Below are 20,930 nucleotides of genomic sequence, written 5' to 3' on the forward strand. Positions count from 1 at the left end.
AGCTAGGCCGAGGCGCGCAGATTCTGCGCAGACCGGCCGTTGCGCGGCCGAACGGCGAACAAATCTGCGTTACTCTTCCTGGAACAGGCCGATCTGCTGCTGGGCGATGTCCTTCGGCGGGTCGAGACCGAGATGGCGCCAGGCGTTCGCGGTCAGCACGCGGCCGCGCGGCGTGCGCTGGATGAAGCCTTGCTGGATGAGATAAGGCTCGATGATGTCCTCGATCGCGTCGCGCGGCTCGGAGAGCCCGGCCGCTATCGTCTCGATACCGACCGGCCCGCCGCCGAAATTGCGCGCGATCATCGACAGATAGCGGCGGTCGAGCGCATCGAGGCCGAGCGCGTCGACCTCGAGCCTGGTCAGCGCCTCGTCGGCGATCTTCCTGTCGACATGATCTGCGCCGGCGACGCTGGCGAAGTCGCGCACCCGGCGCAACAGCCGGCCGGCAATGCGCGGCGTGCCGCGTGCGCGGCGCGCGATCTCCACCGCGCCGTCGTCGCCGAGCGGCATCGACAGGATGCGGGCGCCGCGGCGAACGATCAGCTCCAGCTCCTCGACCGTGTAGAAATTGAGCCGCACCGGAATGCCGAACCGGTCGCGAAGCGGATTGGTCAGGAGCCCGAGCCTCGTCGTCGCCGCGACCAGGGTGAAACGGGCAAGGTCGATCTTGACCGAGCGCGCCGCCGGCCCCTCGCCGATGATGAGGTCGAGCTGGAAGTCCTCCATCGCCGGATAGAGGATTTCCTCGACCGCCGGATTGAGGCGATGGATCTCGTCGATGAAGAGCACGTCGCGCTCCTCGAGATTGGTGAGCAGCGCGGCGAGATCGCCGGCCTTGGCGATGACCGGGCCGGAGGTCGAGCGGAAATTGACGCCGAGCTCGCGCGCCATGATCTGCGCCAGCGTCGTCTTGCCGAGACCCGGCGGGCCGACGAACAGCACGTGGTCGAGCGCCTCGCCGCGGCCCTTGGCGGCATCGACGAAGACCTTGAGATTGGCGCGCACCGCGGCCTGGCCGACGAACTCGTCGAGCGACTGTGGCCGCAGCGTCTGGTCGGCATCCTCGCCACGCTTATCGGGGGCAATGAGGCGGGGCGAAAGGCTCATGCCGCCTTCCTTGCATAGGACCGACGGCGGGACAAGCGCGGCCTCACCGCGCCAGTTCCTTCAGGCCGAAGCGGATCAGCTTGGACGCATCCGCGCCCTCACCGGCCGATTTCAGCGCGGCCGCAACCGCATTCGCCGCGATGTCGCGCGAATAGCCAAGATTGACGAGCGCGGAGACGGCGTCGGTGATCGGCGCGGCCGCGACGCCTTCGCCGAGCTCCTGCTTGAGGCCGATCGTGCCGGTGGCCTCACCCGCATAGGCCGGTGCCTTGCTGCGCAATTCGGTGACGATGCGCTCGGCCACTTTCTTGCCGACGCCGGGAGCGCGGGAAACCATGGCGATGTCGCGCAGCGCGATCGCATTGGCGAGATCGGCCGGCGCCAGCGTCGACAGGATAGCCAGCGCCACCTTGGCGCCGACACCCTGCACATTGTTCATCAGCAGCCGGAACCACTCGCGCTCCAGTCCGCTCTGGAAGCCATAGAGCCGGATCATGTCCTCGCGCACATAGGTCTCGATGAACAGCACCACCGCCTCGCCAGGCGACGGCAGCGCGGCAAGCGTGCGCGCCGAGCAATGCGCCACATAGCCGACGCCGTGCACGTCGATGAGACAGCTATCCTCGTCGATCTCGTCCAGAGTGCCCTTCAGCTTGCCGATCATGATTGTCCCCTCACGCCAGCGCCGCCATGCGATAGGCCGCGCTCGGGCGGTGATGCGCGTGGCAGATGGCGATGGCAAGGGCGTCGGCGGCGTCGTCCGTGTCGAAGATCGCCTTCGGCATCAGCACCTTGACCATCATATGGATCTGCTTCTTCTCGCCGTGGCCGACGCCGATCACCGCCTTCTTGACCGCGTTGGGGGCGTATTCGGCGACCACCAGCCCGGCGCGCGCCGGCACCAGCATGGCGATGCCGCGCGCCTGGCCGAGCTTCAGCGTCGCCGTGGCGTCCTTGTTGACGAAAGTCTGCTCGACCGCCGCTTCATCCGGCATGGCTTGGTGCAGCACCTCGGCCAAACCGTCATGCAGCTGGCAGAGTCTCCTCGCCAATGACTCCTTTTCGTCGGACCGTACCGTGCCGGACGCGACGAAGCGCAGCGAATTGCCCACGCTGTCGATAATACCCCAACCGGTGCGCCTCAGCCCCGGATCGATGCCGATGATGCGAATCGCTTCCCCCATGCGCCAAGTTTAGCCTTGGCGGCAAGCGATGCCAGCGAAATGTGAACAAACCAGAAACGATCGCGACTCTAAGGTGGCATTCGAAGATCCCATCAAGCTGGCGTTCACGGGCTGGCGTGCCCGAAATCCCGGACCTAGTTCGTCACACGACGGATGGATTTCGACAGCCGCGTGAGAAATGCCGGCCTGGACGATGCGACAAGTTTCCATGCCAGGACTGCATTGCCCATGCGCCGGGGGAGGAGTCCGATGCAGAGGAACCAGGTCGCCAGCGCCGCCCGCCGCCGCCAGGACGCGTTCATTTCCAGACTGGCGGCGGCGCCCGCTCTTGCCAGTCCCAGGCGGGAGTCGGTTTCAACCGGATGCTGGGGCTCGTCGACGCAGAGCGAAGCCAGCCGCTCTTCCAGATGAACCGGATCGCGAAGGCCGGCATCCGGCGGCACGGTCAAGCCGATCTCGGCCGCCCGGCCGGACAAGGCTTCAAGGCGCCGGAAGTCATGCTCAACGCGCCAGCGCGCCCGCTCGGCAAGCTTGTCGGCAAAGACCGAATGGTTGGAACCGTGGATGCGGTAGGCGCCAAGGCAGGTGTCGATGGATTTCACCTCTCCGTGGAGCGGCGCGAGCGTCGCGAGATAGCCATCGGCGCCTTGCCGGAAATCGCTTTCGGGCATCGGCATTATCGGTTCCAGCGCCTCGCGGTCGAACGCCAGCCCGCTTGTCACCGTAGTCTGGTACCGCCCCTTGCGCAGCAATTCCGGGACGACGTCGCCCGAGTCGAACGGCTGTTCCGGAGGCGGAAAGACATCCTTGATATGCTGGTCCTCATCCACGAGATGCAATCTGAACTGCGCCTGGGCGACATCCGCGTCCCACTCGTCCAGCACCTCGGAGACGGCGTTCGGATAGAGATAGTCGTCGGCGTCGAGGAAAAGGACGATCTCCCCGGTGCTCGCCTCGAACCCGGTGTTGAACGCAGCCGCATGCCCGCCATTCCTGCGCCTGAGGCACGGACGGATCTTGTCGCCATAGGATTCGATGACGGCCACCGACGCGTCCGTCGATGCGTCGTCGACGACCACGACCTCGACATTTCGGTGGTCCTGCTCCAACGCGCTGTCGATGGCGCGCCCCAGGAACTGTTCGTAGTTGTAGTTGGGGATGATGATCGATACCGGGATGCGGTCCAATGGCGAATGCACGGGATCAAGCCTCGCAATCTGCTTTGGTCACAGTGACGGTGATTTTTTGCAAGACCGGCTCGGGTCGACCCGGCTGCGGCGAACGGCCCCAACTAGGGTCCCCTCGCTTCAAGGCAAGGGCGATCCTTCTCACGAAGGTCGGCATGGCCTTAAAATGCGATGACGGCTGCCCGATCTCGAAGAGCGATCAGCGTCGCACGCGTTCGATTTGCGGCCAAAACGGCTCGCCGAATCGCGGGGCGATCAAGCGTATGCCGGTTCCCGTTCCGCGCGGCGCTATTGTTGCTGACGCGATTTCAGCCGCGCGCGAACGCCGTGTTCAAGAGGCTGATCTGGTCGGAAACCGGGTTGGCCCGTCGGCTGGGGACGTGCGTCTCGCTGATGACGCCGCCATAGATTTCCTCGTCCATGCGTCGCACCAGCGCCTGCAGGCGCAGCGAGCGCGTCACGAGATCCAGAAAATCCTTGGGCAGCTCGTTCCAGCCAAGCGCCTCGTCATGCGCGGACGCGGTGTCGAGACGCACCTTGGATTTCTCCGAAGCCACCTGGTCGCGCGTCATCTCGCCGGAATTCGCCGCCCGCTGCAAAAGCAGCCAGGAGGCGACCTGCATGAGCCTCGTGGTCAGCCGCATCGATTCGGCCGCATAGAGGGTCGCGGCCGTGCGCGACAATTTCTTGGCTTCGAGCCTGCCCTTGCCATCGAGATATTCGGCGGCCTGCTCGACCAGCCCCATGCCTTCCTGGTAGAGCGGCTTGAAGGATTGGGAGAAAACCCGGCGCTCCGCCAGTTTGATGGTTTTCGCGCTGCCCTTCGAAGGCTCGTTCATCGATACGCCCCTGCACTGCCGCCAGCCGATTCGGCATCCTTGCCGACGTGGCCCGCACCCTAAATGACTGAGGCTTGAAAATGCGCTTCGATACCCATGAAGGCAAGCGCATGTTTAACAAACGGTTAACGCCGCATCGTTCCAGCCATCCGCGAGCGGATGGCGCCGGCCAGCCGGCAGCAGATAAAAAAAGAGCCGCGGATAAGGCGGCTCTCAGGAGTTTAACAGGGAGGCGTCAAACAAAGTGGCTCCAACCACTCGGTAAGAATCCAGCAAAACTGGATGCGCATAGTAAACGCCCGTAAAGCTTAATGAACCCTTAACGCGGCGGCGATTTTTTAAGCGAACGCGCTTTCCTGTGCCGGAACAGGACAGCCGGTTTCGCCGCCCGGAACCATCGAAAACCGGATTTTTCGAACGCCGATCGTGTCGGCCGTAACATGTTGGCTGCCGCCGCGGCATCGTTCCGAAACACGCGCCACGCAAAAGCCCGCTCCTCTGAAGCGGCGCGCAAATCCGCGTCGCTCGAAATCATACGGGATATCCGGGAGCAAACCATGGATTGGTATTCGATCGTCAAATTCCTTCACGTCGTTTCGGCTATTTTGTGGGTCGGCGGCGGCTTCGTGCTGTTTCTGCTCGGCGTGCTCGCCGAACGAGCCGGCAACATCGAGGACAAGCTGCAGGCAATGCGCGCCAGCGGACAGCTCGGCGGCAGGTTCTTCGCCCCCATGTCGATGCTGACGCTGGTCTTCGGCCTCATCATGTGCGGCTTCTGGGTCGGCTTTGCCGATTTGTGGATCGTCATCGGCCTCGTCGGCTATGCCACGACCTTCTCGATCGGCATGTTGATCTTCAAGCCGACCGGCGAGCGCATGGGCGCCATGGTCGCCGAGCAAGGCGTGACGCCGGCCGTCCTTGCCATCGGCCAGCGCATGATGAGCTGGGCGCGCCTCGACTATGCGGTGATGCTGGTGATCATCGCCGACATGGTGCTGAAGCCCACCCTGCACGACATCGGCACCCTGGCCGGCATGGCGATGGTGGTTGCGCTGGGCGCCGCGCTGGCCTTCGGCGGCAGCCGCCAGATGGTGCCGAGCGCCGCTTGAATCTCTGTGGTGAGATGGCCTGACGGCCATCTCACCACAGGCCTATAATGCCATCCCACAGCAGCTTGGCGGCGACCACCGCGACGGTGGCGTAGGTGAACGGATAGAAGACCTCCGGCCGCATGCGGCGCACCAGCCAGGCGCCGGCGATCGTCGACAGCGGCGCAAGCGGCATCAGCACCGCCGAGGCCGTCAGGTTGGTGGTGTCGAACTGGCCGAGCGCGAAATAGGGGACGAGCTTCAGCGCATTGGTGGCGGCAAAGAAGATCGCCGCCGTGCCCGACAGCACTTTCGGGTCGAGCCGGATCGGCAGCGCATAGACCTGGAAGGGCGGACCGCCGACATGGGCGACGAAGCTGGTGAAGCCCGCCACCGTGCCCCAGAAGGCGGCGGCAATGCGGTTCGGCCCCGCCGCATGGTCGGCGCCGTGGCGGAACTGCAGGTAGATCCAGCGCAGCACGAACACCAGCGCGACCGCGCCGACGATCAGCCGCACCATCTCCTCGGTGACCAGGGCCGCGGTCAGCCAGCCGAGCCCGATGCCGATGACGGCGCCAGGCATCATGTCGACCAGCATCCTGCGGTCATAGATGCCCCACCAGGTCCACACCGAAACGATATCCATCAGGCACAGGATCGGCAGCAGGATGGCGGCCGCCTGAACCGGCGGCATGGTCAGCGCCATCAGCGGCACGCCGACGAAGCCGACGGCGCCGCCGAAGCCGCCTTTCGACAGGCCGACAAGGATCACCGCCGGAATAGCGGCGGCATAGAACCACGGATCGCTGAGCAGGCCTGACATCGGCAAGGGAAGGTTGAAGAAGGCGGGAATTCAGCCATAGCGCAGAATACCGCCGTCGGGATAGTCATTAATGCCGGCGTCCGCTATGCCGGCCCGACATTGGCAGCCGGCCGCGCTGCACAGGATCGCCGGTCGGCTCACTGCCTTGGAGGTGTGGACATGAGCGCCATCAGCATTCGCCGGGCTCGCGAAGCGGACGTTGCTGTGATCGTCGCGATGCTTGCCGACGATGCTCTCGGCCAGGCGCGCGAAGACGCCGGCCTGCCGCTGTCGAGGGCTTATCTGGACGCCTTCGCGGCGATAGACGGCGATCCGAACCAATTCCTCGCGGTGATGACCGACGGCGACGATGTCGTCGGCACGCTGCAGATCACCTTTATCGCCGGCCTGTCGCTGCGCGGCGCCCGGCGCGGCCTGATAGAGGCGGTGCGCGTCGCGGCTGGGCGGCGCGGCGAGGGCTTGGGACAGCGCCTGTTCGAGTGGGCTATCGACAAATGCCGCGAGCGCGGCTGCCGCGTCGTCCAGCTGACGACCAACAAGAGCCGGACCGACGCGCATCGCTTCTATGAGCGCCTTGGCTTCAAGGCCAGCCATATCGGCTACAAGCTTGAGCTCTAGGGGAGCAGTTCACCGCCGCGCTTTGACCAGCAGGAACATCGGCCGCTCGAGCTCTTCAGCCAGTTCCGGCCGGGCGGCGATCTGCTCGTCCGTCGGGCGGAATTCCTCGACATGCTCGATGCTGAATCCGGCCTGGATGAGCAAATTGAGCGTGGTGCCGATGGTGCGGTGGTGTTTGACCACGCCCTTGGTGAACCAGTCGGTGGTGCGCGGTCCCTCGACCAGATACCGGTCGACCGGCCATGTCTTCCTGCCCGCGGCATCGACGGACCAGCCCGGGTTGGCCGGCGCCATATAAATCGGATGTTCCGTCGAGAAGACGAAGGCTCCGCCGGGCACCAGGGCCTCGTGAACCGTCGCGAACAGGCGCGCGGCATCGCCGACATAGTGCAAGGCAAGCGAGCTGTAGGCGAGATCGAAACGCGCCTTCGGCAGGCTGAGCGCATCGAGGTCGGCGCGCCGATAGCTTATGGCATCGTCGGAGCCGGCGGCGCGTGCGCGGGCAAGCATCTTTTCCGACAGGTCGAGGCCGAGAACCTCGCTTGCGCCATGCGAACGCGCCCAACGGCAGAACCAGCCGAACCCGCAGCCGAGATCGACGATGCTCGAGCCGCTGACATCGGGCAGCATGGCGCGCAGCGCCGGCCATTCCGGCGCGCCGTCCAGGCCCTCGACCGAGCGGTCGAGCCGGCTATAGCCGTCGAAGAATTCCGGGCGATCGTAGATGTTTTGCGCCATGGGCCTGTCCTGCTTTTGCCGGCGTATCTAGAGCATGATCCCGAAAAGTGGGAACCGGTTTTCGGAGAAAGATCATGCCCTAACAAAAGAGTTGGACCGTGATGGCGATTCAACGAAACGCCATCACGGTCTAGCGGACGTCCTCTCGTCTTCCAACGCCGTCCGCGAAACCCAAACGGGGAACGCAAGCCGCAGCGCCGGTTAAGCATTTTGGCTTTGGCTCCGTACGCCCGCTGTTCAAGCCGCCCCCTTTGCTCTATGCCGCAATGCAACCATCTTCGCCCGGCATAGGCGAAACCGGGACCGAAGGCCAATGAACGATTTAACCCCGCCCAACCGCTGCCGCATCGTGCTGATCGTGCCGCCGCTCGTGCCGGCCGAGCAGATCTGCGCGGCCTTCGAGGGCGGCGACGTCGCCTCGCTGATCCTGCCCGACAACGGCATGGACGATGCCTCCTTCCAGGCCTTCGCCGAAAGGATCGTGCCGATCGCTCAAAATGCCGGCATTGCTGTGATCATCGCCGGCGACAGCCGCGTCGCCGGGCGCGTCCAGGCCGACGGCATCCATGTCGACGTGAAACGCCAGGAGCTGGCCGAGACGATCGAGCGCGTGGCCGGCAAGATGATGGTCGGCGTCGGCGGCGCCAAGACACGCGACGAGGCGCTGGAACTCGGCGAGGAACGGCCCGACTACATGTTCTTCGGCCGCTTCGGCTATGACAACAAGCCGGAGCCGCATCACCGCAATCTCGCCCTCGGCGAATGGTGGGCCGAGATGATCTCGATCCCCTGCATCGTCATGGCCGGCTCCGAGCTTGCTTCCGTCGAGGCTGTGGCGGCGACAGGCGCCGAGTTCGTGGCGCTGTCCAGCGCCGTGTTTGCGGACGGGCGTGATCCGCGCGCGGCGATCGCCGCCGCCAATGCGCTGCTCGATGAAACCGCGCCGCGCTTCGAGGGCTGACATGCGCCTGCGTGTCCCTTGCCTGGTGGTCCTGGGCCTGGTGGTTCTGGGCCCGGTGGTTCTGGCCAGTCCGTTTGCGCCGGCCGCGATGGCAGCCCAGACCGTTCCGGTGCCGCAGCCGCGGCCGGATGCCGGCGACCCAAGCGCCGGCACGCCGAATACGGCCACGCCCAACACAGCCACGCCCAACACCGCCACGCCGGACCTTGGCGTGCCGGACGCGAGCAGGTTCGGCGGCGCTCAGCATATCGACAAGCCGATCCAGAACACCTTGCCGCAGCCGGCCACCATGACGCCGCCATCGGTCGACGCCGTCAATCCCGACCGCTTCGGCGCGAAACAGCCGGACGCCGCCTATGGGGCCTTCCAGCGCGGGCTCTACAAGACCGCCTACAACCTTGCCATGGACCGCGCCAAGAACGGCGATCCGGCCGCCGAGACGCTGGTGGCCGAAATCCTGTCGCGCGGACTGGGCGTGCCGCTCAACCCGGCCGAGGCCGGCAAATGGTATGCGCTGGCCGCCGAACAGGGCGTGCCGGAGGCGCAGTTCCAATATGCGCTGATGCTGCTCGACGGCCGCTATGTGAAGAAGGACGAAAAGGGCGCCTTCGCGCTGATGCAGGCCTCGGCCGAGGCCGGCAACCGGCTTGCGCAGTTCAACTTCGCCCAGCTGCTCGTCCAGCAGGATCCGGGCGACACCGGCCTGGTGAAAGCTGCCGTCTATTACGAACGCGCGGCCGCCACCGGCCTTGCCGATGCCCAATACGCGATGGCCCAGCTCTACGCCAATGGCGTCGGCGGCAAGCCGCATGACGACGCCCAGGCGCGCATCCTCCTGGCGCAGGCCGCGAGGCAGAACTACGACACCGCGCAGGTCGACCTTGCCGCCTGGATGATCGACGGACGCGGCGGCCCGCGCGACCTGAAATCGGGCTTTGCCTGGATGAAGCAGGCGGCGCAAGGCGGCAATGTCGCCGCCCAGAACCGCCTCGCCAAGCTCTATATGGGCGGCATCGGCACCGACCCGGACCTGATCCTTGCCGGCGCCTGGTACATCGTCGCCCGCCGCGCCGGGCTGATCGACCCGCAGATGGACGATTTCCTGCAGGGTCTCGACGACGACCAGACCAGGCAGGCGCTGCAGAAGGCGAACCGGCTGCCCTGACGCGCGGTGCCACGGACGGCATGTCCGCGGCTCGCTTGGGTTCCCTCCCTTGCCACTATGTGCAATTTGTGGTCTTGGAGGCGCCAAAGCGCGACCCGCGCCAGAAAAATCTCACTCGGATCAGTTCATCATGGCCAAGATCAGTGGCAACGAAATCCGTCCCGGCTATGTCATCGAGCACGATGGCGGGCTGTGGGTGGCGGTCAAGACCAACACCGTCAAGCCAGGCAAGGGCGGCGCCTATAACCAGGTCGAGTTGAAGAACCTGATCAACGGCACCAAGCTCAACGAGCGCTTCCGCTCGGCCGAGACCGTCGAGCAGATCCGTCTCGACCTGAAGGATTTTTCGTTCCTCTACGAGCAGGGCGACGCGCTGGTGTTCATGGACACCGAAAGCTACGAGCAGCTCGAGCTGGCGAAGGACTTCGTCGGCGAGCGCGCCGCCTTCCTGCAGGACGGCATGATGGTGACAGTGCAGCTCTACGAGGAACGGCCGATCGGCATTTCGCTGCCCGACCAGGTGACATTGACCATCACCGAGGCCGACCCGGTGGTGCGGGGCCAGACGGCGGCCTCCTCCTACAAGCCGGCGGTGCTGGAAAACGGCATCCGCGTGCTGGTGCCGCCTTTCATCTCGGCCGGCGAGCGCATCGTCGTCGACACCAACGAAATCACCTACATGCGCCGCGCGGACTAGAGCATGATCCCGAACCGAAGGTCAGCGCAGCAAAAAGTTGCAGACTTTTCGGAGAAGATCATGCTGAAGGTTAGGCGGCGAAAAGCAGGAAGAAAAAATGGCGCGTTCCGCTCTCCTCAACGTCATGGTCCAGGCCGCGATGAAGGCCGGCCGCTCGCTGTCGCGCGACTTCGGCGAGGTGCAGAACCTGCAGGTCTCGATGAAGGGACCGGGCGACTATGTCAGCCAGGCCGACCGCAAGGCCGAAGAGATCGTCTTTACCGAACTCTCCAAGGCGCGGCCCGGTTATGCCTTCCTGATGGAGGAGCGCGGCGCCGTCGAAGGCGAGGACGCCCAGCACCGCTGGATCGTCGATCCGCTCGACGGCACCACCAACTTCCTGCACGGCATCCCGATCTTTTCGGTGTCGATCGCGCTTGAGCGCCAGGGCCAGGTCGTCGCCGGCGTCGTCTACAATCCGGCGATGGACGAGCTCTACACAGCCGAGCGCGGCGGCGGCGCCTTCATGAACGACCGCCGGCTGCGCGTTGCCGGGCGCTCCAAGCTGACCGACGCGGTGATCGGCTGCGGCGTGCCGCATCTCGGCCGCGGCCAGCACGGCAATTTCCTGATCGAGCTGCGCAACGTCATGGCCGAAGTCTCCGGCGTCCGCCGTCTGGGCTCCGCCGCGCTCGACCTTGCCTATGTCGCGGCCGGACGCATGGACGGCTTCTGGGAAACCGGCCTGTCGTCCTGGGACATCGCCGCCGGGATGCTTCTGGTGCGCGAAGCCGGCGGCTTCGTCTCCGACATGAGCGGCGGGCAGGAGATGCTCGACAATGGCGAGGTCGTCGCCGGCAACGAGCTCATCCAGCGCGCTTTGCTCAAGACCGTCAAGAAGCCATTGGCTGCTCGCTGACTGACCTCGCTGACTGACTATGGCGTCCTTTGCGCGTCGAAAGGACGCGCGCCTTTAGTCGCAAAACCGCAACCGAAGCTTGAAATACTGGTCCGCGAGCGCCCAGATTAGGGTTGCAGGATCATTTGATGAGCGACGCGCGGCCAGATACCCAGATCGAGATCCCCTTTGTGGGGCGCTGGCACTATTCGCGCGCCGAAATGATTGCCGACGGTGTCGTCCATGCGGTGGGCATCGTGCTGGCGATCGCTGCCGGCTCCGTCTTCCTGGCTTTGGCCGCCTTCCATTCCGGTCCGGGCGAGTATGTCGCCGCGGTGTTCTATGTCGTCTCGCTGCTCACCGTGCTCTCGGTTTCGCTGGCCTATAATCTGTGGCCGGTGTCCTGGCCGGCGAAATGGATCCTGCGCCGCTTCGACCATGCCGCGATCTATCTGCTGATCGCCGCCACCTACACGCCCTTCCTCGCCCAGCTCGACAACTCGCCGCTGGCGCTGCCCATGATCGTTGTCGTGTGGAGCGCGGCAGCGGCCGGCATCGCCATCAAGATGTTCCTGCCCGGCCGCTACGACCGGCTCGCCATCGTCTTCTACCTCGCCATCGGCTGGAGCGGCGTGGTGCTGGCTGGACCGCTGGTCGAGACGCTGCCGACGACCTCGGTCGCGCTGCTCATCGCCGGCGGCATCGTCTATTCCCTGGGTGTCATCTTCTTTGCCTGGAAGGGCCTGCGCTTCCACAATGCCGTCTGGCACGGCTTCGTCGTCACCGGCGCCGGCCTGCATCTGGCCGCCATGGTCGACTGCCTCGTCGTCAACCGGTTCTAGAGCATGATGCCGAAAAGTGTGAAGCGGTTTTCAGACGACATCATGCTCTATTTCTTTGACTTAGAGACGGATTCAGATTTCAGGTCGAACAGACCTGAAATCATCCGGTTCTAGGCCTGCGGCGCAGGCCTATCGGCCATATTGCCAAGCACCATTCAATTTGGTCACAATTCCGTTTAGAGTCGCGGCAATTCTGCGGCGGTGGCATCGGAAACGGGGCACGGATGGCTTTTCTCAGATCCTTCGGCAGGCGATCGGACGTCCTGGTCTATGATCCGCACAAGCTGTCGAGCCCGCAGGTCTTCCTGCTCACCATGGTGATCTTCCTCATCATCGTCGCTTTCATCGCCGCCATCCTCACCCGCCAGATCTCGACCGCCTTCTCCAGCAACCCCGGCCTGAACGGTCTTATCGTCGGCGTGCTTGTGGTCGGCATCCTGCTCGCCTTTGCCCAGGTCGGACGGCTGTTCCGCGAGGTACGCTGGGTCAATTCCTTCCGCGCCGGCTCCGAGACCACCGAGCCGGTCCTGCTGGCGCCGATGAAGGCGATGATCGGCCGTTCGTCCTCGATGGCCTTCTCGACCTCGTCGATGCGCACGATGCTCGATTCCATCGCCACCCGCCTCGACGAAAGCCGCGATACCTCGCGCTACCTGGTCGGCCTCCTGGTGTTTCTCGGCCTGCTCGGCACCTTCTGGGGCCTGCTCAACACCATCGCCTCGATCCGCGAGACGATCGAGGCGCTGGACCCGGGCACCGGCGATGCCGCGGCCGTGCTCGACGCGCTGAAGCAGGGCCTATCGGCCCCGCTCGCCGGCATGGGCACCGCGTTTTCGTCCTCGCTGTTCGGCCTTTCCGGCTCGCTTGTGCTCGGCTTCCTCGACCTGCAGGCAGGCCGCGCCCAGACCCGTTTCTACACCGAGCTCGAAAACTGGCTGTCCTCGGTCACCGATCTGTCGTCGGACATCGTCGTCTCCGACACGACGAAAACAACCGAATCCTCCGAGGACATCCGCCTGCTGTCGGAACGGCTGCGCAGCCTGCAGGAGAATGGCGGCGGCTCCAATCCGCGCGTCGCCACCGCCATGGCCAATCTTGCCGACGGCATCTCGGGGCTGGTGAAGAACATGCGCTCCGAGCAGCAGATCATGCGCGACTGGGTCGAGGCCCAGTCCGATGAGCAGAAGGCCATGCGCAACACGCTGGAAAAAATCGCCGACGCGCTGAAGAAGCAAGGGGTCCACTGACGTGGCCTTGGCAAGACGGCGCGCCGACCGTCGCATCGACTACTGGCCGGGCTTCGTCGACGCGCTGTCGACGCTGTTGCTGGCGATCATGTTCCTGCTCACCGTCTTCGTGCTGGCGCAGTTCCTGCTCAGCCGCGAGATCTCCGGCAAGGACGCGGTGCTGAACCGCCTCAACTCGCAGATCAACGAGCTGACCCAGCTGCTCGCCCTGGAACGCACCAACAGCCAGGATAAGGAAGATACCCTCGCCAACCTGCAAGCTTCGCTATCGGCGGCGGAAGCCGAAAAGAGCCGCCTCGAACAATTGCTCTCGCAGGGCGCCGGCGCCGGCGACGCGGCCAACAAGCGCGCTGACCAGCTGACCGGCGAGCTCTCCAACCAGCGCCAGATCAGCCAGCAGGCGCTGAGCCAGGTCGAGATCCTCAACCAGCAGATCGCGGCCCTTCGCAAGCAGATCGGCGCGCTCGAAGACGCGCTCAACGTCTCCGAGCAGCGCGACCGCGACTCCAACACCAAGATCGCCGATCTCGGCCGCCGCCTCAATGTGGCGCTGGCGCAACGCGTCCAGGAACTCAATCGCTACCGGTCCGACTTCTTCGGCCGGCTGCGCGAGATCCTCGCCGACCGTGAGAATATCCGCATCGTCGGCGACCGCTTCGTCTTCCAGTCGGAGGTGCTGTTCCCGACCGGTTCCGACGAGATCAACGACGCCGGCAAGGTCGAGATGAAGAAGCTCGCCGATGCCATCATCGAATTGCAGAAGGAAATCCCGCCCGAGATCAGCTGGGTGCTGCGCGTCGACGGCCACACAGACAACAAGCCGCTGTCGGGCACCGGCCGCTATCGCGACAATTGGGAACTGTCGACCGCCCGCTCGACGTCCGTCGTGAAGTTCCTGATCGAGAACGGTGTGCCGGCCAATCGGCTGGTGGCCGCCGGCTTCGGCGAGTTCCAGCCGCTCGATCCTGCCGACACCGACGAGGCGCGCAGCAAGAACCGCCGCATTGAGCTGAAGCTCACCGAACGTTGATCCCATGTCTAATGCGCAGCTTCAAGTTTCCTGACCACGATACTCCTACCGGCAACGTCTGATCTTCTCGAATTCGAGAAAGACAATTTTGACCACGGCGGAAAATGACGGATGATTCATCAATCTCTCACGAATCTAACCGTGAGGAAGTATTTGAAATATTGAACAAACGTAGAACCTATAAATATGAACGAGGAATTTTTAGAGACGGTCACAAAATTGCACTAGTGATCGAAGGAGGAGCAATGTCAGGCTTGATAAGCGCTGCGTCTACGCTCGCCTTACAAGAATTAGGTTATACGAATTGCTTCGATGAAGTTTATGGAACTTCCGCAGGCGCAGTTAACGCAGCTTATTTTGTTGCAGGCCAGAGCCATGTCTGCGTGAGTATTTACCTGAAAGAGGTAATCTCTGGAAAATTCATGGGTTTGCTACGTTGGCCGGACCAGATTGACATAAATTGGCTTGCAGAAAACGTCGTCTCGCACGGCGCTAAAAAACTGGATACGGCCGAGTTGGCCAGATCCCGGATCGAGCTGAGAATCCCCGTCACCGACACCGGGTCCGGCGCCTGTCGATTCATCTCGAGCCATTCGGACCCGATCGGACATCTCATTCCCGCCATCAAGGCCTCTGGAAGCAACCCCTTGCTCACGACACATAGCGAAGCAATCGATGGAAAAACCTACAACGATGGGATGGTTCGAGCCGCCGTTGCTTCGGAGGCAGCAAAGCAGGCAGGGAACGATGTGATCGTTGCGCTCCTGAGCCACCCCGTGGGCCGACGAAAGAAGTTTAGCTTCGCTGCTGCCTTGCTTGAGAAAGCTTTGCGTATCCGGCACTATTCACCCGACTACCAAACGGTATTCCATGCACGTGCCGCATTCTACAATGACGCGATGAATATTTTGGAAAATCCAGAGCCAGGCTTGAAGACATTGATACTGGACGCCGCGCTCGGCACGAAAATCGAACGGCCCCTCGAAACGAGGCCGGATGTGCTCTCCAAAGTCGCCGATCTTCAGCGCCTGCATGTGGCGGCTATCTTTAGAGCCGCCAGCGTCTGAAACCGGGCGCCCTACGCCTTGAGTGACAGCACAATAAAGAACAACCACGCAGCTATGAACACGAGGCTTATGGCGTATAGGAAGATTCCCGTGTGAATTTTTCTGCCAGATATTTGGTTGTTTCTCGTAAAAAGGAATCCACCAAACTTCTCTTCTATTTCGACGCAACGAACCAAACAATTTTTTAGATGCGATTGATAGGGGGAAACGCACAGCAGATAGACAACGGAAAGCACAAGGCCAGCCCACGGGGCCAAAATCTGAATTCGCTTTATCAGATCAAGGCCGCCTCCAGAGCTATTCTGCAATTGAAAAGCCGTGACCAATATACCATTTAATATAAGGAAATTCTTCGTGGCGCTGAACCCTATATCAACACCGCGGGAATACATTTCCGCGGACTTCTGATATTCTATCAGCATAAACTCCTTGTCTTCCATTCCTGATCCCCGCCAGACCCACACCGAGATTGACGACCCCTTTATGGAGTCATATTGGTCAACCCCCTCCCTACGCTAGCTTGATTGTCTCAGCTAAGAAAGTACCGATCGCAGCGCCGTCAAGCATCTGTCGTTCCGTGGCGGATGCGCGGCGACCGCCGCATTGAGCTGAAGCTCACGAACGATGATTCAAAGCATGTCTCCCGAAAATGGGAACCGGTTTCGGGACAAAGACATGCGTAGAATCAAAGCCCTAGAGCGCGCGGAGCGTATCTGAAGGATCGCGACGCGCTAAAGGATCACGCCAAGTCACGGGAAGTTGTTTGTCGGCTGAATACTTAGCGCGGCAAGTTTCGGCGGCAAGAGCTGAAAACATTATCTTTTTTTAATTACACATCGCGAATCGACGCACCTAATTTGCTGCGCAGGGCCGGGGACCGCCGGCGATGCCTCCCATCGCGACGCGACGGAACCGGACGGCCCGGAAAGGTCGGAAGGCAATGCGGCAGGGCCGCTTCCTTCCCCCATAGGAGGATGCGCCGCCATGCGCGCTTCAACATCTCTCAAGACAGTAACCCTGGCCGCTGCGCTGATCGCGGCCCCGCTTGCCGGCGCTTATGCGGCCGGGCATCACAAGGGGCTTCTCGACGCGACCCCTCCAGCCGATTTCGTCGGGCCGCGCGTGACCGGCCTGATCGATCAGGTCCAGGGCGTGGATCAGGGCATTACCGACGCCCGGCAGGCAAACAACATCTCGGCTTCCGAAGCGCAGCAACTGCATATGCGCGCCGCGCGCATCAGCCAGGCGGCGGAGCATGTCGCGGCCTCGGACCACGGCAGGATACCATCCGCGCAATATCACGACCTGCTGCGGAGGCTCGACAATGTCGACCAGAGGCTGATGAATGACACCGGCAGCGGCTTCATGACGGGCGACGGCTCCGACGGCGGGAATTACCCGAACGGCTGAAGCGGTTCGCCAATTCGGGGAAATGGCCAGCACACAGGAAGGGACTAACTGGCGCCCACGGGACCTGGCCCCGAGGGCGTCCTTTTTGGACCACGTCCTGCTTCGATTACACGCCGAGCCAAAGCGCGCCGACGGCGAGCACCGCCGGCACAGTCTGGATGAAGAGTATCTTGCGGCCGACGGTCGCCGCGCCGTAGAGGCCGGCAATAGCGACGCAGATGAGGAAGAACATCTTGATCTGAAACCCGGCGGCGCCGAGATAGAGACCCCAGATCAGCCCGGCGGTGAGGAAGCCGTTATAGAGCCCTTGATTGGCGGCAAGCACCTTCGAGGCGCTGGCGAACTCCGTTGTCAGTCCGAACGCCTTGTGGCCGCGCGGCGTATCCCACAACACCATCTCCAGATAGACGATATAGCAATGGATCAGCGCCACCAGCCCGACCAGGATATTGCCGATCATTGTCCCCTCCAGCAGTTTGTTCGCGGCATTGATCACGCAGTCGCCCTACAAGGCAAGACGGCTGGTTCCATCCCGGCCGATCAGGGTTGCCAAGCTCGATCCCTTGGTATCTTTTCGCGCCAGCCAAATTGAAGCTGGGTAGCCATCATGTCCTTCCAGAAACTCGACCAACTCGGCCACAAGCTCGAAGCGCTTGAGCACGCTTTGGCCATCCTCGGCGCCGACGAGGCGACGCATATGGCGGTCGGCGGTGGCGAGAAGCGCGCCGAGGCAATGTCCTCGCTTGCCGGCATGCTGCACGCCCAAGCGACAGCGCCGGAGATCGGCGACTGGATCGCCGCCGAAGCCGAGCAGCTCGGCGAAGAGCAGCAGGCGGCGGTCAGGGAGTTGCGCCGCCAATACACCAACCTCACCTGCCTGCCCGTCGAATTCGTCGAGCGCCAGACGGTGGCGCGGATGCGCTCCGAGCAGCTCTGGCGGAGCCTGCGCGCCAGGAACGACTGGGCCGGCTTCCTGCCCGCGCTGGAAGGCGTCATGGCCCTGGTCCGCGAGGAAGCGGCGCTGCGCGCCGACGCGCTTGGCCTCGCTCCCTATGACGCGCTGATGGAGCAGTACGATCCCGGCAACCGCGCCGCCGACATCACGCCGGTGTTTGCCGAGCTGAAGGCCTTTCTCAAGGATTTCCTGCCGCGTGCGCTGGCCGCGCAGGAGACGCGGCTGGCCAGGCATCCGCTGAAGCCGCTGTCGGGCAGCTATGCCGTCGACCGCCAGCGCGAGCTCGGCCTTGCCATGATGGCGGCTGTCGGCTTCGACCTCACCCATGGCTCGCTCTCGGTATCGCATCATCCCTTCTGCGGCGGCGTGCCGACCGACGTGCGCATTACCACCCGCTACAAGACCTCCGACTTCCTGTCGGCGCTGATGGGCGTGCTGCACGAGACCGGCCACGCGCTCTACGAGCAGAACCTGCCCAAAGCCTGGTCGCACTGGCCGCTCGGCAAGGCGCGCGGCATGGCGGTGCATGAGAGCCAGAGCCTGTTCGTCGAAAAGCAGATCGGCCGCAATCCGGCCTTCTGGCGCTGGGCGTTGCCGGTGGTCGAAAGACATCTCGGCGAAGCCTGGTCGCTCGACGACATCCTGCCGCATGTCCACCATGTCGAGCGCGGCCTGATCCGCGTCGATGCCGACGAGGTCACCTATCCGCTGCATGTCATCCTGCGCTACGAGCTCGAGCAGGAGCTCGTGTCCGGCCGGCTGGAAGTGGCCGACCTGCCGGAGGCCTGGGACGCCAGGATGCGCGACTATCTCGACCTCTCGACTATCGACAACCCGGCCGACGGGCCGATGCAGGACGTGCATTGGCCGAGTGCGGCCTTCGGCTATTTCCCCTCCTACACGCTCGGCGCCATGATGGCGGCGCAGCAATGGGCGGCGCTAACCAGGGAGCATCCGTCGGCCGACGATGATCTCGCGAAAGGCGATTTCAGCTCCATCAATGGCTGGCGGCGCGACCGGATCTGGTCGCAAGGCTCGCGGTGGTCGACACCGGAATTGCTCGAGCGCGCCACCGGCGAGAAGCTCAACGCTTCCTATTTCACCGAACATTTGCGCAAGCGCTACGGCGGCTGACGCAGGTCAGTTCGAAACCAGCCGGGTCGGGCGCGGCTACTCCGCCGCGCCCTTGAAGGCGCTGGCGCCTGTCTCGAACTGCAGCTTGGCGAGCCGCGCATAGGTGCCACCCTTGGCGACCAGGCTCTGATGCGTGCCTTCCTCGACGATGCCGCCGCCTTCCATGACCAGGATGCGGTCGGCTTTGAGCACCGTCGCCAGCCGGTGCGCGATGACGATGGTGGTGCGGCCGCGCATCAGCCGCTCCAGCGCCCTTTGCACCAGCGTCTCGCTCTCGGCGTCGAGCGCCGAGGTCGCTTCGTCGAGCAGGAGGATCGGCGCGTCGCGCAGGATGGCGCGGGCGATCGCGATGCGCTGGCGCTGGCCGCCGGACAGCGTCACGCCACGCTCGCCGACCTGGCTGTCATAGCCCTTGTCGAGCCTGGCGATGAATTCGTCGGCAAGGGCCGCCTTGGCCGCGGCCTCGATCTCGGCTTCGCTGGCCCCCTGCCGGCCGAAGCCGATATTGTCGCGCACGCTCGCCGCGAAGATGGTGACGTCCTGCGGCACGATCGCGATGCGCTGGCGGATGGCGGCCGGATCGGCCTCGCGCACGTCGACGCCGTCGATGACGACGCGGCCGCTCTCGGGATCGTAGAAGCGCAGGATCAGGGAGAAGACGGTGCTTTTTCCGGCGCCTGAAGGCCCGACGATCGCCACCGTCTCCCCGGGCTTCACCTGGAAGCTCAGGCCATGCACGGCGGCGCGGTCCGGCCGCGCCGGATAGGAGAAGGACACCTCGTCGAAGCTGATCGCGCCCTTGGCCGTGGCCGGCAACGCAACGGGGTCGACAGGCCGGTGGATCGTCGGCGTCTCAGCCAGGATCTCGGTCAGCCGCTCGGCCGCGCCCGCCGCCTGCGACAGCTCGCTCCACACTTCCGACAGCGCGCCGAGCGCGCCGGCGGCAAACACCGAATAGAGCAGGAACTGGCCGAGCGTTCCGGCCGACAGCGTGCCGGCGAGCACGTCGCGCGAGCCGAACCACAGCACCGCCACGACCGAGGAAAAGATCATGAAGATAGCAAAGAAGGTCAGGAAGGAGCGCGCGAACACCGAGGCCCGCGCCGCCTCGAAGGCTGCGTCGACGGCGCCTGCGAAGCGGCCGGTGACCAGCTTCTCGTTGGTGAAGGCCTGGAGCGTGCGCACCGCGCCGATCTGCTCGCTGGCATAGGCGGTGGCCTCGGCGAGCGTGTCCTGCGCCTGCCGGGACTTGCGCCGCACCGAGCGGCCGAAGGCGACCAGCGGCAGCACGATGACCGGAATGGCCGCAATCACCAGGCCAGACAGTTTCGGGCTGGTGACGACCATCATCGCCACCGCGCCGAGGCCGAGGATGACATTGCGCAGCGCGACCGAGGCGGTGGCGCCGACCGCCGACTTCACCTGCGTGGTGTCGGCGGCAAGCCGCGACACGATCTCGCCCGAATGCGCGCGATCGAAAAACGCCGGCGACAGCGTCGTGACATGAGAGAAAACGTCGCGGCGGATGTCGGCCACGACCCGTTCGCCGAGCGTGATGACGAAATAGTAGCGGCTGGCCGAGGCGGCCGCGAGCAGCGCCGCCATTGCTACCAAAGCCGCGAAATATTCGGCGATGAAGATGGAGCCCGAGGCCTGGAAACCATGGTCGATCATGCGCCGCACGGCCATCGGCAGGGCAAGCGTCGTCACTGCCGCGACAATCAGCGAGATGATGGCGCCGATGGCGAGCTTCCGGTAGCGGGTGATATAGGGAAAAAGGCTGCGGAGCGGCCGGACCGAGCGTCTGCGCTCGCTTGCGCTGCCACCGATTTCCGCCATGAGCGTTTCCTCTGGCCGCTCGGCGGCGCCGCATTTCAATATGCGCCTGCCGCGGCCTTGTGATTCAATTCCGGCTGATGTATAGGCTCGCCGACCGTTTTAGAAGCCGTGGCTTTTCATTA

The 20,930-nt window shown here is 63.9% G+C and carries 22 protein-coding genes; 12 read left to right on the plus strand and 10 right to left on the minus strand.

All coding sequences use genetic code 11. The features are described from left to right. Window positions 1–69: 69 nt before the first annotated feature. The 5 genes from ruvB to LB572_RS16720 all read right to left on the minus strand — a co-directional run bounded on the left by ruvB (window position 70) and on the right by LB572_RS16720 (window position 4,317). A complete protein-coding gene (gene ruvB / locus LB572_RS16700) occupies window positions 70–1,107 on the minus strand; it encodes a Holliday junction branch migration DNA helicase RuvB (RefSeq protein WP_224668459.1) in 1,038 nt (345 codons plus the stop codon). Between the two features lie 43 nt (window positions 1,108–1,150). Beyond that, window positions 1,151–1,771, minus strand: coding sequence for a Holliday junction branch migration protein RuvA (gene ruvA / locus LB572_RS16705; protein WP_140803294.1), 621 nt, complete (start codon window positions 1,769–1,771; stop codon window positions 1,151–1,153). 10 nt (window positions 1,772–1,781) lie between these two features. Then, complete coding sequence (gene ruvC, locus LB572_RS16710) at window positions 1,782–2,291, minus strand: crossover junction endodeoxyribonuclease RuvC (RefSeq protein ID WP_140803295.1); 510 nt, start codon at window positions 2,289–2,291, stop codon at window positions 1,782–1,784. A 134-nt stretch (window positions 2,292–2,425) separates the two neighbouring features. After that, window positions 2,426–3,490: a glycosyltransferase family 2 protein gene (locus LB572_RS16715; RefSeq protein ID WP_224668460.1), complete on the minus strand. Its 1,065-nt coding sequence runs from the start codon at window positions 3,488–3,490 to the stop codon at window positions 2,426–2,428. A 296-nt stretch (window positions 3,491–3,786) separates the two neighbouring features. Beyond that, window positions 3,787–4,317 (minus strand): DUF1465 family protein, encoded by a 531-nt coding sequence (locus LB572_RS16720; protein ID WP_140803297.1) that lies wholly within the window; start codon window positions 4,315–4,317, stop codon window positions 3,787–3,789. Between the two features lie 557 nt (window positions 4,318–4,874). Between LB572_RS16720 and LB572_RS16725 the strand changes: the two genes are divergently transcribed. After that, the gene (locus tag LB572_RS16725) at window positions 4,875–5,426 is read left to right on the plus strand and encodes a DUF2269 family protein (RefSeq protein WP_224668461.1); all 552 of its coding nucleotides are present in this window, start codon (window positions 4,875–4,877) and stop codon (window positions 5,424–5,426) included. 31 nt (window positions 5,427–5,457) lie between these two features. Here LB572_RS16725 and LB572_RS16730 read toward each other — a convergent pair whose 3' ends face one another. Beyond that, a complete protein-coding gene (locus LB572_RS16730; protein WP_140803307.1) occupies window positions 5,458–6,228 on the minus strand; it encodes a sulfite exporter TauE/SafE family protein in 771 nt (256 codons plus the stop codon). Between the two features lie 159 nt (window positions 6,229–6,387). Here LB572_RS16730 and LB572_RS16735 point away from each other — a divergent pair, with 159 nt between their 5' ends. Then, window positions 6,388–6,846 carry a GNAT family N-acetyltransferase gene (locus LB572_RS16735; RefSeq protein WP_224668462.1) on the plus strand — a complete coding sequence of 153 codons (459 nt, stop codon included), beginning with the start codon at window positions 6,388–6,390 and terminating at the stop codon, window positions 6,844–6,846. A gap of 9 nt (window positions 6,847–6,855) precedes the next feature. On the opposite strand, the gene LB572_RS16740 is transcribed toward LB572_RS16735, so the two are convergent. After that, window positions 6,856–7,584: a class I SAM-dependent methyltransferase gene (locus tag LB572_RS16740; RefSeq protein ID WP_224668463.1), complete on the minus strand. Its 729-nt coding sequence runs from the start codon at window positions 7,582–7,584 to the stop codon at window positions 6,856–6,858. Window positions 7,585–7,897: 313 nt separating this feature from the next. Here LB572_RS16740 and LB572_RS16745 point away from each other — a divergent pair, with 313 nt between their 5' ends. The 8 genes from LB572_RS16745 (at window position 7,898) to LB572_RS16780 (ending at window position 15,470) form a co-directional block, all read left to right on the plus strand. Then, a complete protein-coding gene (locus LB572_RS16745) occupies window positions 7,898–8,545 on the plus strand; it encodes a thiamine phosphate synthase (RefSeq protein ID WP_224668464.1) in 648 nt (215 codons plus the stop codon). Window position 8,546: 1 nt separating this feature from the next. Beyond that, window positions 8,547–9,710 carry a tetratricopeptide repeat protein gene (locus tag LB572_RS16750; protein ID WP_224668465.1) on the plus strand — a complete coding sequence of 388 codons (1,164 nt, stop codon included), beginning with the start codon at window positions 8,547–8,549 and terminating at the stop codon, window positions 9,708–9,710. 130 nt (window positions 9,711–9,840) lie between these two features. Beyond that, complete coding sequence (gene efp / locus LB572_RS16755) at window positions 9,841–10,407, plus strand: elongation factor P (protein WP_140803302.1); 567 nt, start codon at window positions 9,841–9,843, stop codon at window positions 10,405–10,407. 97 nt (window positions 10,408–10,504) lie between these two features. Beyond that, window positions 10,505–11,305: an inositol monophosphatase family protein gene (locus tag LB572_RS16760; protein WP_224668466.1), complete on the plus strand. Its 801-nt coding sequence runs from the start codon at window positions 10,505–10,507 to the stop codon at window positions 11,303–11,305. A 128-nt stretch (window positions 11,306–11,433) separates the two neighbouring features. Further along, window positions 11,434–12,126, plus strand: coding sequence for a PAQR family membrane homeostasis protein TrhA (gene trhA, locus LB572_RS16765; RefSeq protein ID WP_224668467.1), 693 nt, complete (start codon window positions 11,434–11,436; stop codon window positions 12,124–12,126). Between the two features lie 224 nt (window positions 12,127–12,350). Further along, window positions 12,351–13,373, plus strand: a complete 1,023-nt coding sequence (locus LB572_RS16770; RefSeq protein ID WP_140809860.1) for a MotA/TolQ/ExbB proton channel family protein — start codon at window positions 12,351–12,353, stop codon at window positions 13,371–13,373. A gap of 1 nt (window position 13,374) precedes the next feature. Then, window positions 13,375–14,403 (plus strand): peptidoglycan -binding protein, encoded by a 1,029-nt coding sequence (locus LB572_RS16775; RefSeq protein WP_140809862.1) that lies wholly within the window; start codon window positions 13,375–13,377, stop codon window positions 14,401–14,403. 104 nt (window positions 14,404–14,507) lie between these two features. Next, window positions 14,508–15,470 carry a patatin-like phospholipase family protein gene (locus LB572_RS16780; protein WP_140809864.1) on the plus strand — a complete coding sequence of 321 codons (963 nt, stop codon included), beginning with the start codon at window positions 14,508–14,510 and terminating at the stop codon, window positions 15,468–15,470. 11 nt (window positions 15,471–15,481) lie between these two features. On the opposite strand, the gene LB572_RS16785 is transcribed toward LB572_RS16780, so the two are convergent. Further along, window positions 15,482–15,910, minus strand: coding sequence for a hypothetical protein (locus tag LB572_RS16785; protein WP_224668468.1), 429 nt, complete (start codon window positions 15,908–15,910; stop codon window positions 15,482–15,484). A gap of 544 nt (window positions 15,911–16,454) precedes the next feature. On the opposite strand from LB572_RS16785, the gene LB572_RS16790 reads away from it, so the two are divergent. After that, complete coding sequence (locus LB572_RS16790) at window positions 16,455–16,880, plus strand: hypothetical protein (RefSeq protein WP_140809868.1); 426 nt, start codon at window positions 16,455–16,457, stop codon at window positions 16,878–16,880. A 106-nt stretch (window positions 16,881–16,986) separates the two neighbouring features. Here the strand turns inward: LB572_RS16790 and LB572_RS16795 are convergent, their stop codons facing one another. Then, window positions 16,987–17,340, minus strand: a complete 354-nt coding sequence (locus tag LB572_RS16795; protein WP_224668469.1) for a DUF1304 domain-containing protein — start codon at window positions 17,338–17,340, stop codon at window positions 16,987–16,989. Window positions 17,341–17,487: 147 nt separating this feature from the next. Between LB572_RS16795 and LB572_RS16800 the strand changes: the two genes are divergently transcribed. Then, window positions 17,488–18,969: a carboxypeptidase M32 gene (locus LB572_RS16800; RefSeq protein ID WP_224668470.1), complete on the plus strand. Its 1,482-nt coding sequence runs from the start codon at window positions 17,488–17,490 to the stop codon at window positions 18,967–18,969. A 36-nt stretch (window positions 18,970–19,005) separates the two neighbouring features. On the opposite strand, the gene LB572_RS16805 is transcribed toward LB572_RS16800, so the two are convergent. After that, a complete protein-coding gene (locus LB572_RS16805; RefSeq protein WP_224668471.1) occupies window positions 19,006–20,808 on the minus strand; it encodes an ABC transporter transmembrane domain-containing protein in 1,803 nt (600 codons plus the stop codon). Window positions 20,809–20,930: the final 122 nt, after the last annotated feature.

Origin of the sequence: Mesorhizobium sp. BH1-1-5 (assembly GCF_020165615.1) — a bacterium.
In the GTDB taxonomy this organism is placed as follows: domain Bacteria; phylum Pseudomonadota; class Alphaproteobacteria; order Rhizobiales; family Rhizobiaceae; genus Mesorhizobium.